A 14,651-nucleotide genomic window follows, 5' to 3' on the forward strand; every position below is an offset into this window, starting at 1 on the left:
AAACGAGGAAACAAGGGATGGATCACTTCAAGCACATCGTGCCGCTGGGCTCGCTGACCCTGCTGGCAGCCCTGGGTGCAAGCGCCGGGGCCCATGCTGCCGGCGCCTTTGCACCTGAGTCGAAATGGATGAGTGGCGACTGGGGCGGTACGCGAACCCAGCTGCTGGAGCAGGGCTACGACTTCACCCTGGACTACGTCGGTGAAGTGGCCGGCAACCTCGATGGGGGCTACAACGATGACAAGACTGCGCGCTACAGCGACCAGTTCGCGCTGGGGGCGCACCTGGACCTGGAGAAGATCCTTGGCTGGCATGACGCCGAGTTCAAGCTGGCGATCACCGAGCGCAGCGGGCGCAACCTCTCCAACGACCGCATCAGCGACCCGCGTGCTGGCCAGTTCAGTTCGGTGCAGGAGGTGTGGGGGCGCGGCCAGACCTGGCGCCTGACCCAGATGTGGATCAAGCAGCAGTACTTCGATGGCGCCCTGGACGTCAAATTCGGCCGCTTCGGCGAGGGCGAAGACTTCAACAGCTTTCCCTGCGACTTCCAGAACCTGGCCTTCTGTGGCTCCCAGGTGGGCAACTGGGTGGGCGGCATCTGGTACAACTGGCCGGTGAGCCAATGGGCGCTGCGGGTCAAATACAACATCACCCCCGAGTTCTTCGCCCAGGTCGGCGTGTACGAGCAGAACCCTTCCAACCTCGAGACCGGCAACGGCTTCAAGCTCAGCGGCAGCGGTACCAAGGGCATGATCCTGCCGGTGGAGCTGGTGTGGTCGCCCAAGGTCAATGAGCTGCCGGGCGAGTACCGCCTGGGCTACTACTACAGCACCGCCAAGGCCGATGATGTGTTCGACGATGTCAACGGCCAGCCCCAGGCCATTACCGGCAACGACTTCAAGACCCATTCCAGCAAGCACGGCTGGTGGGTGGTGGCCCAGCAGCAGGTCACCGCGCACAACGGCGACGCCAGCCGTGGCCTGAGCCTGTTTGCCAACTTCACCGTGCACGACAAGGCCACCAACGTGGTCGACAACTACCAGCAGGTGGGCATGGTCTACAAAGGCGCGTTCGATTCGCGGCCCAAGGATGACATCGGCTTTGGCGTGGCGCGGATTCATGTCAATGACGACGTCAAGGACCGGGCCGAACTGCTCAATCAGCAGAGCGGCATCAGCGACTACGACAACCCCAATTTTGTCCCGATCCAGGAAACCGAATACAACGCCGAGCTCTATTACGGCTTCCATGTGACCAACTGGCTGACCGTGCGGCCGAACCTTCAATACGTCAAACGCCCCGGTGGCGTGGATGAGGTGGACAACGCGCTGGTCGCTGGGTTGAAGATTCAGTCGTCGTTCTGAGGCAATATGTTGTAAATTTACGCCATATTGCGATTTTTCGCGGGGCAAGCCCGCTCCTACCGTAGGAGCGGGCTTGCCCCGCGAAAGGCCCTCACTAACAACAAGAGTTTCCACGCTATGCCCGAGCACCCGCTCCATCGCTTCTTCACCTCGCAACGGCCCAGGCCGACCTTCGAGTGGGAGCGTTATCAGCAGCGCGACGTGCTGATCATCGATCATCCCCGGTGCCAGGCGGCCTTCAGTCGCCAGGGCGCGCAGTTGTTGCACTTTCAGCCGATAGGCGAGCGCCCGTGGCTCTGGTGTGCGGCGCAGTGGCCTCAGGTCGGCGCCATTCGCGGCGGCGTGCCGGTGTGCTGGCCCTGGTATGGTCGCCACCCCAGCGAAGACATGTGGCCAGCCCACGGTTGGGCACGCCTGCTGGACTGGAAACTGATCGACAGCAGCGAAGACGAGGAAGGCGTGAGCCTCAAATGGCGCCTGCAGCTATGGGACTGGCAGGTCGACCTCTCGGCGCGCCTGGGGCAGCGCATGGAGCTACAGCTCAGCACCGAACATCAAGACAGCCAACCTTGTCAGTTGAGTCATGCTCTGCTGGCTTACTGGCGTATTAGTGACGTTTCTGAGATAGCGCTATCTGGGCTAGAGAATATTGAGGGTTACGACCGTTTGAACCGTCAGGCCTGTCGCCAGAAAGGCGCGTTGAAGGTCCACGGCGGCTGTCAGCGGGTGTTCCCCAATGCGGCCACTGTGCAACTGCACGACCCGGCATGGCAGCGTCAGTTGTGTATCGACACCGGCGACAGCGACGACACGGTGGTCTGGCATCCGGGCAGTCGGCCCTTGATGGGCGTCAGTGGCAGTGAAACTTTGGGGTTCGTCTGTGTCGAGGCGGCCAGTGGCAGCAGTGACAGTCTCAGCCTGGCGCCTGGCGAACAGGCACACCTGCGGTTGCAGGCGCACCTGCTCAGTTGAGTTCGTCGTCGATCGGGTAGCGGCTGGCGTTGAGGCTTTCCTTGATCTTGCGCAGGTGCGGCTGGAAGTCCACGCCACGGCGCAGGGTCATGCCGGTGGCCAGTACGTCGAGCACGGTCAGCTGGATGATGCGCGAGGTCATCGGCATATAGATGTCGGTGTCTTCGGGCAGGGGAATGTTCAGGCTCAGGCTGCAGGCTTTGGCCAGGGGCGAGTCGGCAGCGGTCAGGCCGAGTACCGAGGCGCCGTTTTCCCGGGCCAGGCGGGCGACTTCCACCAGTTCGCGGGTACGGCCGGTGTAGGAGATGATCACGAACAGCTCGCCGGTGTGGGCGACCGAGGCCAGCATGCGCTGCATCAGTACGTCAGCGTGGGCCGAGACGGCGAGGTTGAAGCGGAAGAACTTGTGCTGGGCATCCAGGGCCACCGGGGCCGAGGCGCCGAGACCGAAGAAGTGGATCTGGCGGGCCTGGATCAGCATGTCGACGGCACGGCTGATCAACTGCGGATCGAGTTGCTGGCAGGCGCTGTCCAACGAGGCGATGGCGCTGCCGAAGATCTTCTGGGTGTAGGACGCCGGATCGTCGTCGGCTTCCACCGCCCGGCTGACATAGGCGGCGCCACTGGCCAGGCTTTGCGCCAGTTGCAATTTGAGCTCGGGGTAGCCGCTGACGCCGAACGAACGGCAGAAGCGGTTGACGGTCGGCTCGCTGACCTTGGCGGCCTGGGCCAGTGCGGCAATGCTGAAGCGGGTGGCTTGCTGGGGGTTGAGCAGGATGACTTCGGCGACTTTGCGTTCGGCCTTGTTCAGTTCTTCGAGGCGGCCCTGGATCTGTTCCAGGAGGTTTCGCACACGGTCCATGGGTATATGTCCTTGGGTCGATGAGGCAGCCGGCTGGCGATGCCAGCGGGCTTTTGACACGGTGGCCTATCGTACTGATGGCATGGAAGGCACACCACTTGAATCTGTCCACCGGGCAAAATGTTGTGGTTTTTACTACATTACCCCTTGAAAACTGGGGTTGGAAACGGTATTTCTACGTCAACTTGATAAAAGAACATACATCATGGCTGCGATCAGCGTTGAACCTTGCACCTTTGCCCTGTTTGGCGCCCTGGGCGACCTGGCCTTGCGCAAGCTGTTTCCGGCGCTTTACCAGCTCGACTGCGCCGACTTGCTGCACGCCGACACTCGCGTGCTGGCCCTGGCCCGCGAGCCAGGCAGCGCTGAGCAGCACTTGGCCTCGATCGAGGCGCACCTGAAGGAATTCGTGCCAACCGGGGAGATCGAGTTTCCCGTGCTGCAGCGTTTTCTGGCGCGCCTGAGCTATGTGCATGTGGATTTTCTCAAGGCCGAGGATTACCAGGTGCTGGCCGAACAGGTCGGCGCCGACAGCCAGTTGATTGCCTACTTCGCAACGCCTGCGGCGGTGTATGGCGGCATTTGCGAAAACCTCGACAAGGCTGGCCTCACTGCCCGCACCCGTGTGGTGCTGGAGAAGCCCATCGGTCATGACCTCGAGTCGTCGCGCCGGGTCAACGATGCCGTTGCCCAGTACTTCCCCGAGAATCGCGTTTATCGCATCGACCATTACCTGGGCAAGGAGACGGTGCAGAACCTGATCGCCCTGCGTTTTGCCAACAGCCTGTTTGAAACCCAGTGGAACCAGAACTCCATCTCCCACGTGGAAATCACCGTGGCCGAGAAGGTCGGTATCGAGGGGCGCTGGGGCTATTTCGACAAGGCCGGGCAGCTGCGCGACATGATCCAGAACCACCTGCTGCAGCTGTTGTGCCTGATCGCGATGGACCCGCCCAGCGACCTGTCTGCCGACAGCATCCGCAACGAGAAGGTCAAGGTCCTCAAGGCCCTGGCGCCGATCACGGGTGAAGGCTTGAGCACCCGGGTGGTGCGCGGCCAGTACATTGCCGGCTACAGCGAAGGCAAGCCGGTGCCCGGCTACCTGGAGGAAGACAACGCCAACGCCCAGAGCGACACCGAGACGTTCGTCGCCCTGCGTGCCGATATCCGCAACTGGCGCTGGGCTGGTGTGCCGTTCTACCTGCGTACCGGCAAGCGCATGCCGCAGAAGCTGTCGCAGATCGTTATCCATTTCAAGGAAACACCGCACTACATCTTCGCCCCGGAACAGCGTTTGCAGATCGGTAACAAGCTGATCATCCGCCTGCAGCCGGACGAGGGGATCTCCCTGCGGGTGATGACCAAGGAGCAGGGCCTGAATAAAGGCATGCAACTGCGCAGCGGGCCCTTGCAGCTGAATTTTTCCGACACCTGGCGCAGCGCACGGATCCCCGATGCCTACGAGCGCCTGTTGCTCGAAGTGATGCGTGGCAACCAGAACCTGTTTGTGCGCAAGGATGAAATCGAATACGCGTGGAAGTGGTGCGATCAGCTGATCGCTGGCTGGAAAACCGCTGGCGATGCGCCCAAGCCCTATGCCGCCGGCTCCTGGGGGCCGATGAGCTCGATTGCATTGATTACCCGTGATGGGAGGTCGTGGTATGGCGATATCTGAACTGAAGCTGCCGGCAACTGTGACGGCACATGAATTCAACGCGGCGCCAGCGCTGGCCGCAGGGCTTGCCAAGGACGTTGCCGAGCAGCTGCGTGCAGCCATTGCCCGCAAGGGTGAGGCGACGCTCGTGGTGTCCGGCGGGCGTAGCCCGGTGGCCTTCTTCGAGGCGCTGGGCAAGCAACCGCTGGAGTGGTCCAAGGTGCTGATCACGCTGGCCGACGAGCGCTGGGTGCCCGTCGAGCATGCCGACAGCAATGCCGGCCTGCTCAAGCGCCATCTGTTGGTTGGCAATGTGGCCAAGGCCCGCTTCCTCAGCCTTTACCGGGCTGCTGCCAGCCTTGAAGCGGCGGCGCTGGAAGCCGATCAGGCCCTGGCCGAGTTGCCGGGTATCGACGTGCTGGTGCTGGGCATGGGCGACGACGGCCATACCGCCTCGCTGTTTCCAGACAGCCCCAACCTGAGCGAAGGCCTGGACCTGCAGGGCACGCGTCGCTGCCTGCCGATGCTGGCGCCGAGCGTGCCGCATCAGCGCCTGAGCATGACCCGCTCGCTGCTTGCCCGTGCCGGGTTCACGGCACTGTCCGTGCAAGGCCCGGGCAAACTCGCTACCCTGCGCGCCGCGCTGGGCGGCACTGACCTGGCCGAAATGCCGATACGTGCTTTTTTACAAGACCCTCTGGAAATTTACTGGTGCCCATGAGCCAAGGACCTGCCGTCATGACCACGCTTGAATTGAAACAGCCGGGAGACTCCATGGCCGACAAAATTGCCCGGATCGATCAGATCTGCACCCAGGCGCGCATCCTCCCGGTGATCACGATCGCCCGCGAGGCAGACATCCTGCCCTTGGCGGACGCCCTGGCGGCCGGTGGTATCAAAACCCTGGAAGTGACCCTGCGTTCGCAACACGGCCTCAAGGCCATCCAGGTGTTGCGCGAGCAGCGGCCGGAGCTGTGCGTGGGGGCCGGTACCGTGCTCGATCGCAAGATGTTCGCCGCCGTCGAAGCGGCGGGCGCGCAATTTGTGGTCACCCCGGGCATCACCCCGGACATTCTGGAGGCGGGTGTACAGAGCGCACTGCCCTTGCTCCCCGGGATCAGTACGCCCTCGGAGCTGATGATGGGCTATGCCCTGGGGTATCGGCGCTTCAAGCTGTTTCCGGCGGAAATCAGTGGCGGTGTGGCGGCGATCAAGGCGTTCGCCGGGCCGTTTGGCGACGTGCGCTTCTGCCCGACCGGTGGGGTCAACCCGAGCAACGTGCGCAACTACATGGCCCTGGCCAATGTGATGTGCGTGGGCGGGACCTGGATGCTCGACAGTGGCTGGATCAAGAACGGCGACTGGGCAAAGATCGAAGCCTGCAGCGCTGAGGCATTGGCGCTGCTGGATTGAACTGAATCGTTGTGTGCTACACGGCTTTACGGTGCGCTTGGTCGGCGCACCGTTTTTTTTCGCCTGCAGAAACGATCGCGGGGCAAGCCCGCTCCTACATCATCTGTAGGAGCGGGCTTGCCCCGCGATAACACCTTGTAAAGGTCAGGCCGCGATAGCAGCCTGCTGGCTCAAGGAACGGTTCAGGGCACTGAACAGCGCCTTGAAGCTGGCGGTGGTGATGTTTTCATCGATGCCCACGCCGTGTACCGCACGGCCACCGGCCACTCGCAGTTCGATGTAGGCCGCCGCCTTGGCGTTGGTGCCGGCGCCGATGGCGTGCTCGTTGTAGTCCATGATCTCCACGGCGACCGGCAGGCCGGCGACCAGGGCTTCGAGGGCGCCATTGCCCTTGCCGCGCCAGTGCAGGGTGGTCTCGCCTTCGCTCGACACTTCCACTTCGACCTTGCTGTTGCCGTTCTCTTCCTGCAGGCGATGGCTGACCAGCGCGTACGGGGCGTTGGCTTGCAGGTATTCGCGGTGCAGCAAGTTGTAGATCTGCTGGGCAGTCATCTCCAGGCCCAGGCGATCGGTTTCACCCTGTACCACCTGGCTGAACTCGATCTGCATGCGACGCGGCAGGCTGATGCCGTATTCCTGTTCGAGCAGGTAGGTGATGCCGCCTTTGCCCGACTGGCTGTTGACGCGGATCACCGCCTCGTAGCTGCGGCCGATGTCGGCCGGGTCAATCGGCAGGTACGGCACTTCCCATTTGCTGTCTTCTTTCTGCTGGGTGAAGCCCTTGCGGATGGCGTCCTGGTGCGAGCCGGAGAACGCGGTGTGAACCAGGTCGCCGACATACGGGTGACGTGGGTGCACCGGAATCTGGTTGCACTCCTCGACCACTTTGCGCACGCCGTCGATGTCGGAGAAGTCCAGCTCAGGGTTCACACCCTGGGTGTAGAGGTTCAGCGCCAGGGTCACCAGGTCGACGTTGCCGGTACGTTCGCCGTTGCCGAACAGGCAGCCTTCGACGCGGTCGGCGCCGGCCATCAGGCCCAATTCGGTGGCGGCTACACCGGTGCCACGGTCGTTGTGGGTGTGCAGGCTGATGATCACGCTGTCGCGGCGGCTGACGTTACGGCCGAACCACTCGATCTGGTCGGCGTAGATGTTCGGCGTCGAGACTTCGACGGTGGCTGGCAGGTTGAGGATGATCTTGTGCTCAGGCGTCGGGTTCCACACCTCGATCACGGCGTCGCAGACTTCCTTGGCGAACTCCAGTTCGGTGGCGCTGAAGGTTTCAGGCGAATACTGGAAGGTCCACTGGGTTTCAGGCTGTTGGGCGGCGTATTTGACGAACAGTTTGGCCGCGTTCACCGCGATGTCCTTCACGCCTTGTTTGTCCTGGTTGAAGACAATGCGACGGAACGACGGGCTGGTGGCGTTGTACAGGTGGACGATGGCCTTTTTGGCACCGCGCAGGGATTCAAAGGTGCGGGCGATGAGGTCTTCACGGGCCTGGGTCAACACCTGGATGGTGGTGTCGTCAGGGATGTGACCGTCTTCGATCAGGGTGCGCACGAAGTCGAAGTCGGTTTGCGAGGCCGATGGGAACGAAGCTTCGATTTCTTTCACGCCGACGCTGACCAGGGTTTTCCAGAAACGCAGCTTCTTCACCGCATCCATCGGCTCGATCAGCGACTGGTTACCGTCGCGCAGATCGGAGCTGCACCAGATTGGCGCCTGGGTGATGGTCTTCGATGGCCAGGTACGGTCAGGCAAGTTGACGGTAGGGAAGGCGCTGTATTTTTTCGAAGGGTCTTTGAGCATGGTCATGAAAGCAATCCTTGAATGTGCGGCCTGGAAAGGGGCCCGCCGAGTGAGATCGAGATGAAAGGGCGAGGCGACGCGATTCAGCTTGGTAGTCGTGCACTGACCAGGCAGAGGCTGCGATGTTGACGAAGCAGGATGAGGGTTTGAAAAGTCTTCATGGCTTCAACCCTAACCAGTGGGGTTGAAGATGACAAGTCTTGAAAAAAAATTGAGAGAAATGCTTAAAAAGCAAAATTTATCGAGATTTTATGGCTGCTTTTAAATGAAAAGACCGCGCCAGTTGCGCGGTCTTTTTGATTGGCGCAACCCAGTTGTCAGGGTTGGAACGCGCCGATGAAAATTGCCGGGTCTACCCGTGCATCGTTGAGGCTGATGTTCCAGTGCATGTGCGGGCCGGTGGCGCGTCCGGTGGAGCCGACCTTGCCGACCACGGCGCCACGGCTGAGCAGTTGGCCTGGTTTCACGTCGATCTTCGACATGTGGCAGAACATGCTGATGAAGCCCTGGCCATGGTCGACGAACACGGTGTTGCCGTTGAAGAAGTAGTTGCCGACCAGGATCACCTTGCCGTTGGCCGGGGTCTTGATCGGGGTCCCGGCCGGCACGGCGAAGTCGAGGCCGGCGTGGGGGTTGCGTTCTTCACCGTTGAAGAAGCGGCGTACGCCGAACTTGCTCGACAGCGGGCCGCTGACCGGCTTGTCGAGTATCAGGTTGCTCGGCAGGTTCGGGCTGAAGCTGCGGTAGGCCTTGAGCTGCTCGGCAAGCTCGGCTTCGATGCGCTTGAGGTCGGCGGGGTCCGGGTTGACCTGGCGTTTGTTCTTCAAGGTGATGCGCTGCTCGGGGTACTTCTTGCTGCCGACAGTGAAGTTCAGGGTGCGCCTGCCCTGGGTGAGCTGCGCCGGGCCAGGCTTCTGGGTCAGGGGCAGGCCGACGATGGCCAGCCAATTGTCCTGCTCCTTGACCACCAGCACCGGCTTGCCGTCAAAACGCGCACTGGGCGCCTGGGCGGCCGGGCCGAGCTTGATGACCGCAACACCACCGGGTACGGGTTTGTTCAGTTGGCGGGTGATGTAGCTGGCCTGGGCGCTGCCGACGAACATCAGGCACAGCAGTAACAGTGGGGCAAACAGACGGGGCATGGTTCAATCCAGTAGAGAGAGCGTGACCGGGGTCAGGTGATTGTCTTCGACCCGCACCTGCAACTCGCCTTCGCCCAGCCGCGCCGTCAGGCGCTGGCCGTTGCGGGTCTGGTCGGCGCTGCGAATGGCCTGGCCGCGTTCGTCGAGCAAAATGCTGTAGCCGCGCCCGAGGGTCGCCAGCGGGCTGACCACATGCAGGGTCTGCACTTGGGCCTGCAGGCGCTGGCGGCGATCCTTGAGGGTCTCGCGCATGGCCCGTGGCAGGCGTTCGCCCAGGCTGTCCAGGCGCTGCTTGAGCAAGGCCAGGGTGCGCCCGGGATGCTGGGCGGCCAGGCGCGTATCGAGGCGGGCCAGGCGCTCGCGGCGCTGGTTCAGGCGTTGCTCGAAGGCCCGGCGCAGGCGCATGTCCAGGTCGTCCAGGCGCTGGGCCTGTTGGCGCAGGCGTTCACCGGGGTGACGCAGGCGTCGGGTAAGGCTGTCCAGGCGCAGGCGGTCATGGGTCAGGCGGCTCTGGATGCGCAGCAGCAGGCGACGCTTGAGGCTGTCGATGCGCCGTTGCAGGTCACTGCTGTCCGGGGCCAGCAGTTCGGCAGCGGCTGAAGGCGTGGGAGCGCGAACGTCGGCGACAAAGTCACTGATCGACACATCGGTTTCATGGCCCACGGCGCTGACGATGGGCGTGACGCAGGCGGCAATGGCCCGGGCCACGGCTTCTTCGTTGAAGCACCAGAGGTCTTCCAGCGAGCCACCGCCACGGGCCAGGATCAGCGCGTCGAAGCCGCGGCTGTCGGCCAGTTGCAGGGCGCGCACGATCTGGTTGATCGCCTCGCGGCCCTGGACGGCCGTGGGGATCAGGGTGAGTTCGACTTGCGGGGCGCGGCGGCGGAACACACTGATGATGTCGCGGATCACCGCACCCGTGGGCGAACTGACGATGCCGATGCGCTGCGGATGGGCGGGCAGGGCAACCTTGTTTTCCGCACTGAACAGCCCCTCGGCGCCGAGCTTTTCCTTCAGTGCCTCGAAGGCCAGGCGCAGCGCGCCGTCACCGGCAGGCTCGACGGTGTCGAGAATCAGTTGGTAGTCGCCGCGGCCTTCAAACAATGAAACCTTGCCGCGCACCTTGACCGCCAGGCCATCGCGCAGGGCCTGACGCACCCGGGCGGCATTCTGGCGGAACAGTGCGCAGCGCACCTGGGCGCCGCTGTCCTTGAGGGTGAAGTAGACGTGGCCGGAGGCCGGGCGGGCGAGGTTGGAGATCTCGCCTTCGACCCAGATATTGCGGAATACGTCCTCAAGCAGCACCCGGGCGCGGCCGTTGAGTTGGCTGACGGTGAGGACTTCGCGGTCCAGACCGAGTCTATCGAAGGGGTCTTTGATCATGGGCGGCATCATAAAGGAATGTTGCGCAGGTGTCGGCATGCAGGAGCGGGCTTGCACCGCGATCAGGCACGGTCAGCCAGATCGCATCGCGGGGCAAGCCCGCTCCTGCATGCAGTTCAGGAATCCTTGCACCAGCGCCCCGGCATCGCGCCGATACGCCAGCGCCACGGTGCTGCTGCAGCCTTCATCGGCCAGCGTCACGAACTTCACCGTCGCCGGCGCAAGGTCCTGCATGCAGCGAGGGAGCAACGCCACCCCGAACCCGGCCTGGATCAGCTGCAGTTGTGTGGTCTTGCGCGACACCACCCGCGCAGCCCGGGGGAAGAAGCCTTCACGCGAACACAGCTGCGCAGACAGATAGCTCAAGCCGCCACGCTGACGGTGAGGGATGGAGATAAAGGCTTCTTCACGCAGCTGCGCCAGGTGCACGCTGCTTTCCCCGGCCAGCCGATGATCCTGCGCCACTGCCAGCAACAAGGGCTCCTCGAACAGCGCCTGCACACATACGTCCTCGTGCTGGCGCAGCACCGGCAAGCGCAGCAGGCCAATCTCCAGGCGGCCTTCGGCCAGCGCCTCAAGCTGCTCCTCCGAAGATTGCTGGGCGATCTCCATGCTGACGCCGGGGTTGTCGTGCAGATAGCCGCTGAGCCTGGCAAGCAACTGCCCACTGAGCGGCACGGTGCTGGAGTGATTCAGGCGCAGGCTGCCGCGCATGCCCTGGCCGATTTCCCGGGCCAGGCGCTCGGCCTTTTCCAGATCGTTCAGCACGGTGCGCGCCCGCGGCAGGAAGGCCTGGCCCGCGGCGGTCAGGCGTGGCTGACGGGCGGTGCGCTCGAACAGCAGGGTGTCGAGCTGCGTTTCCAGTTCCTTGATCTGTCGGCTCAAAGCCGACTGGGCGATGTACAGGCGCTCGGCGGCGGCGCTGAAGCTGCCGCATTCGGCGATTTCGACGAAGTAACGCAGTTGGCGGGTAGAGGTCATCTGAGTTATGCCGTTTCGAGATGTCTGCTGAGGATATTGCATATTGGTCGGTATAGCTTGTGGATGGCTACAGTGGCCTGAACTTGATCAGGGACTGAATCAGCCATGCTTTCGACCTTACTGGCGCAATTGCCATTTAGTGCATTCGACTGGGTATTCATCGCGCTGGGGACAGGTGCGGCCTACATCGTTTTTGGTATCGCCGGATTTGGTACGGCGCTGGTTGCCGGCCCCGTGCTGATTCATTTCTTGCCCCTGGCGCAAATCATTCCACTGCTGGTGTTGCTGGATTTCGTCGCCGCCTTCGGTAAATGGCTGCCCTCGCGCAAGGCGGTGGTGCGCACTGAGCTGATGCGCTTGCTGCCCTGCATGGTGCTCGGTTGCAGCCTGGGCGTGGTGTTCCTGTTGCGGCTCAAGTCCCAGTTGCTGCTGTTGTTGATGGGCGTGTTCGTCAGCGCTTATGCGCTGTACAGCCTGGCGGTGAAGGCCAGGCCCGAGCGCCTGTCGGCCGGGTGGTCGGTGCCGGCGGGTGTGGCGGGCGGGTTGTTCGGGGCCTTGTTCGGCAGTGGCGGCTTTCTTTATGCGTTGTACCTCAATGCCCGTGTGGCGTCGGTCGAGCAGGCGCGTGCGACCCAGAGCGCGCTGATCAGTTGCAGTACCGTGGTGCGCCTGGGCTTGTTCCTGCTGGCCGGGGTGTATGCCGATGGCGCCTTGTTGCTGCTGGCGTTGCTGCTGGCGCCGATGATGGCGGCAGGGCTGTGGCTGGCGCGCCGCCTGACCCTGAACATGTCCCGCGAAACCTTTGTGCGCCTGGTGACCTGGCTGGTGCTGTGCAGTGGTATTGCCCTGATCGGTCGCTACCTGAGTGAGGTAAACTGGCGGCTTTGAGCATGTTTGGCTGCCGTCATGATTACCCAGAGCATCATTGTCCCGAAGATCTCCACCGTCCCAGTGCATGAGCCCCGCGCCCGGGCCATTCTGCGCTGGCTGGTGCGCGAGAAAATCATCGAGGAGCAGTTGAGCACCTGTGGCAGTACCGGCAACCGTATGGCGTATGCGATTGCCGACGGTGCGCGCAAGGTGGTCGAGCGCCCGGAGCTGCTGCCGTACGGTCAGCGGGTCAATGGTCTTGAGGTCATTACCAAGCGCTGCATCTATACCCCGCTTGACGGCTTTCTCGAAGAGGCCGGCTGCGCCGAATGCCGCAAGGAAGTGGGCGTGGTGCTGTTTGAAAGCCTGGAGGAATGGATGCCGGGACAGACCGACAATTTCATCTGCCCGCTGTGCGGCCATGAAGACGACATCAACGGCTTTCTGTTCCTGCAGCCCTGCGCCTTTTCCAACCTGGGGTTCATCTTCAATAACTGGGGCGCGGCAGGTTTCAAACAGGCTTTTCTCGACGACTTCGCCGACTGGCTGGACCAGCCGGTGGCTGTGGTGCAGGTAACGCGCACAGGCAACTGACCGAAGGGCCATCTTTGCATTGAGGGAAGGGCTCTGGATGAGTATAATGGCGCGCTTCCATTTTTCCCGCCCGGGAGCCCCCGCGATGCTGCGTATCAGCCAAGAAGCCCTGACCTTCGACGACATTCTCCTAGTGCCTGGTTATTCAGAGGTGCTACCCAATGAAGTCAGTCTCAAGACCCGTTTGACCCGTGGCATCGAGCTGAACATTCCGTTGGTTTCCGCCGCCATGGATACCGTGACCGAAGCCCGCCTGGCCATCGCCATGGCCCAGGAAGGCGGCATCGGCATCATCCACAAGAACATGACCATCGAGCAGCAAGCTGCCGAAGTGCGCAAGGTCAAGAAGTTCGAAGCCGGTGTGGTCAAAGACCCTATCACCATCGAGGCCGACGCCACTGTTCGTGACCTCTTCGAGCTGACCCGCCAGAACAACATCTCCGGTGTTCCGGTGCTGCACAACGGCGACCTGGTCGGTATCGTCACCTCCCGCGACGTACGTTTTGAAAGCCGCCTGGACGCCAGCGTCCGTGAAGTGATGACGCCTAAAGAGCGTCTGGTCACGGTCAAGGAAGGCGCCGACAAGAACGAAGCGCGCGAGCTGCTGCACAAGCACCGCATCGAGCGCGTCCTGATCGTCGACGACAAGTTCGCCCTCAAGGGCATGATGACCGTCAACGACATCGAAAAAGCCAAGGCCTACCCGCTGGCCAGCAAGGACGACCAGGGTCGTCTGCGCGTCGGCGCCGCCGTCGGTACCGGTAAAGACACCAGTGACCGCGTTTCGGCCCTGGTTGCCGCCGGTGTTGACGTGGTGGTGGTCGACACCGCCCACGGTCACTCCAAAGGCGTGATCGATCGCGTTCGCTGGGTCAAAGAGAATTTCCCGCAGGTTCAGGTCATCGGCGGCAACATCGCCACCGGCGCCGCTGCCAAGGCCCTGGCTGAAGCCGGTGCTGACGCAGTCAAGGTCGGTATCGGCCCAGGCTCGATCTGCACCACCCGCATCGTCGCCGGTGTCGGCGTCCCGCAGATCAGCGCCATCGCCAATGTTGCCGCAGCACTCGAAGGCACTGGCATCCCGCTGATCGCCGACGGTGGCATCCGTTTCTCCGGTGACCTGTCCAAGGCCATCGTTGCCGGTGCCTCAGCCGTGATGATGGGCTCGATGTTCGCCGGTACCGAAGAAGCACCGGGCGAGATCGAACTGTTCCAGGGCCGTTCGTACAAGGCTTACCGCGGCATGGGTTCGCTGGGCGCCATGTCCCAGGCCCAGGGTTCTTCGGACCGTTACTTCCAGGACTCCTCGGCCGGTGCCGAGAAGCTGGTGCCGGAAGGTATCGAAGGCCGTGTGCCGTACAAGGGCACCCTGACTGCGATCATCCACCAACTGATGGGTGGCCTGCGTTCCTCGATGGGCTACACCGGCAGCGCCAACATCGAAGAGATGCGTACCAAGCCTGAATTCGTACGCATCACCGGTGCCGGCATGGCCGAGTCCCACGTACACGACGTACAGATCACCAAAGAAGCGCCAAACTACCGGGTCGGCTAACGCCTCCTGCCGCGAGTTACAAGCTTCCAGCTCCAAGCGGTAGCTGCGC

13 protein-coding genes are annotated in these 14,651 nt (G+C 62.7%); 8 read left to right on the forward strand and 5 right to left on the reverse strand.

Annotated features, from left to right (window positions below; genetic code table 11):
- The first annotated feature begins 17 nt into the window (after positions 1-17).
- Both U9R80_RS05475 and U9R80_RS05480 read left to right on the forward strand, forming a co-directional pair.
- Positions 18-1,364 carry a carbohydrate porin gene (locus U9R80_RS05475; protein ID WP_301837330.1) on the forward strand — a complete coding sequence of 449 codons (1,347 nt, stop codon included), beginning with the start codon at positions 18-20 and terminating at the stop codon, positions 1,362-1,364.
- Positions 1,365-1,481: 117 nt separating this feature from the next.
- Positions 1,482-2,336: a D-hexose-6-phosphate mutarotase gene (locus U9R80_RS05480; RefSeq protein WP_301837329.1), complete on the forward strand. Its 855-nt coding sequence runs from the start codon at positions 1,482-1,484 to the stop codon at positions 2,334-2,336.
- Here the strand turns inward: U9R80_RS05480 and hexR are convergent.
- The gene (gene hexR, locus U9R80_RS05485; RefSeq protein WP_177431031.1) at positions 2,329-3,189 is read right to left on the reverse strand and encodes a DNA-binding transcriptional regulator HexR; all 861 of its coding nucleotides are present in this window, start codon (positions 3,187-3,189) and stop codon (positions 2,329-2,331) included. The genes U9R80_RS05480 and hexR overlap by 8 nt on opposite strands.
- Before the next feature lie 214 nt (positions 3,190-3,403).
- On the opposite strand from hexR, the gene zwf reads away from it, so the two are divergent.
- The 3 genes from zwf to U9R80_RS05500 are packed head-to-tail and all read left to right on the forward strand — an operon-like array spanning position 3,404 to position 6,265.
- Positions 3,404-4,873 (forward strand): glucose-6-phosphate dehydrogenase, encoded by a 1,470-nt coding sequence (gene zwf, locus U9R80_RS05490; protein ID WP_301837328.1) that lies wholly within the window; start codon positions 3,404-3,406, stop codon positions 4,871-4,873.
- Positions 4,860-5,573 carry a 6-phosphogluconolactonase gene (gene pgl, locus U9R80_RS05495; RefSeq protein WP_301837327.1) on the forward strand — a complete coding sequence of 238 codons (714 nt, stop codon included), beginning with the start codon at positions 4,860-4,862 and terminating at the stop codon, positions 5,571-5,573. The genes zwf and pgl overlap by 14 nt, the downstream gene beginning before the upstream one ends.
- A 17-nt stretch (positions 5,574-5,590) precedes the next feature.
- On the forward strand, positions 5,591-6,265 hold the full coding sequence (locus U9R80_RS05500; RefSeq protein ID WP_301837326.1) for a bifunctional 4-hydroxy-2-oxoglutarate aldolase/2-dehydro-3-deoxy-phosphogluconate aldolase: 675 nt from the start codon (positions 5,591-5,593) through the stop codon (positions 6,263-6,265).
- A gap of 144 nt (positions 6,266-6,409) precedes the next feature.
- On the opposite strand, the gene leuA is transcribed toward U9R80_RS05500, so the two are convergent.
- The 4 genes from leuA to U9R80_RS05520 form a co-directional block, all read right to left on the reverse strand.
- On the reverse strand, positions 6,410-8,083 hold the full coding sequence (gene leuA, locus U9R80_RS05505; protein WP_301837325.1) for a 2-isopropylmalate synthase: 1,674 nt from the start codon (positions 8,081-8,083) through the stop codon (positions 6,410-6,412).
- 311 nt (positions 8,084-8,394) lie between these two features.
- A complete protein-coding gene (locus U9R80_RS05510; RefSeq protein WP_301837324.1) occupies positions 8,395-9,219 on the reverse strand; it encodes a M23 family metallopeptidase in 825 nt (274 codons plus the stop codon).
- A 3-nt stretch (positions 9,220-9,222) separates the two neighbouring features.
- On the reverse strand, positions 9,223-10,602 hold the full coding sequence (gene xseA, locus U9R80_RS05515) for an exodeoxyribonuclease VII large subunit (RefSeq protein WP_301837323.1): 1,380 nt from the start codon (positions 10,600-10,602) through the stop codon (positions 9,223-9,225).
- Positions 10,603-10,674: 72 nt separating this feature from the next.
- Positions 10,675-11,583, reverse strand: coding sequence for a LysR family transcriptional regulator (locus tag U9R80_RS05520; protein WP_301837322.1), 909 nt, complete (start codon positions 11,581-11,583; stop codon positions 10,675-10,677).
- 105 nt (positions 11,584-11,688) lie between these two features.
- On the opposite strand from U9R80_RS05520, the gene U9R80_RS05525 reads away from it, so the two are divergent.
- The 3 genes from U9R80_RS05525 (at position 11,689) to guaB (ending at position 14,602) form a co-directional block, all read left to right on the forward strand.
- A complete protein-coding gene (locus U9R80_RS05525; protein ID WP_301837321.1) occupies positions 11,689-12,471 on the forward strand; it encodes a sulfite exporter TauE/SafE family protein in 783 nt (260 codons plus the stop codon).
- 18 nt (positions 12,472-12,489) lie between these two features.
- Positions 12,490-13,047: a sugar ABC transporter ATPase gene (locus U9R80_RS05530; protein ID WP_301837320.1), complete on the forward strand. Its 558-nt coding sequence runs from the start codon at positions 12,490-12,492 to the stop codon at positions 13,045-13,047.
- An 85-nt stretch (positions 13,048-13,132) separates the two neighbouring features.
- Positions 13,133-14,602: an IMP dehydrogenase gene (gene guaB, locus U9R80_RS05535; RefSeq protein WP_301837318.1), complete on the forward strand. Its 1,470-nt coding sequence runs from the start codon at positions 13,133-13,135 to the stop codon at positions 14,600-14,602.
- Positions 14,603-14,651 lie beyond the last annotated feature (49 nt).

The organism is Pseudomonas sp. JQ170C (genome assembly GCF_035581345.1).
Taxonomy (GTDB): Bacteria; Pseudomonadota; Gammaproteobacteria; order Pseudomonadales; family Pseudomonadaceae; genus Aquipseudomonas.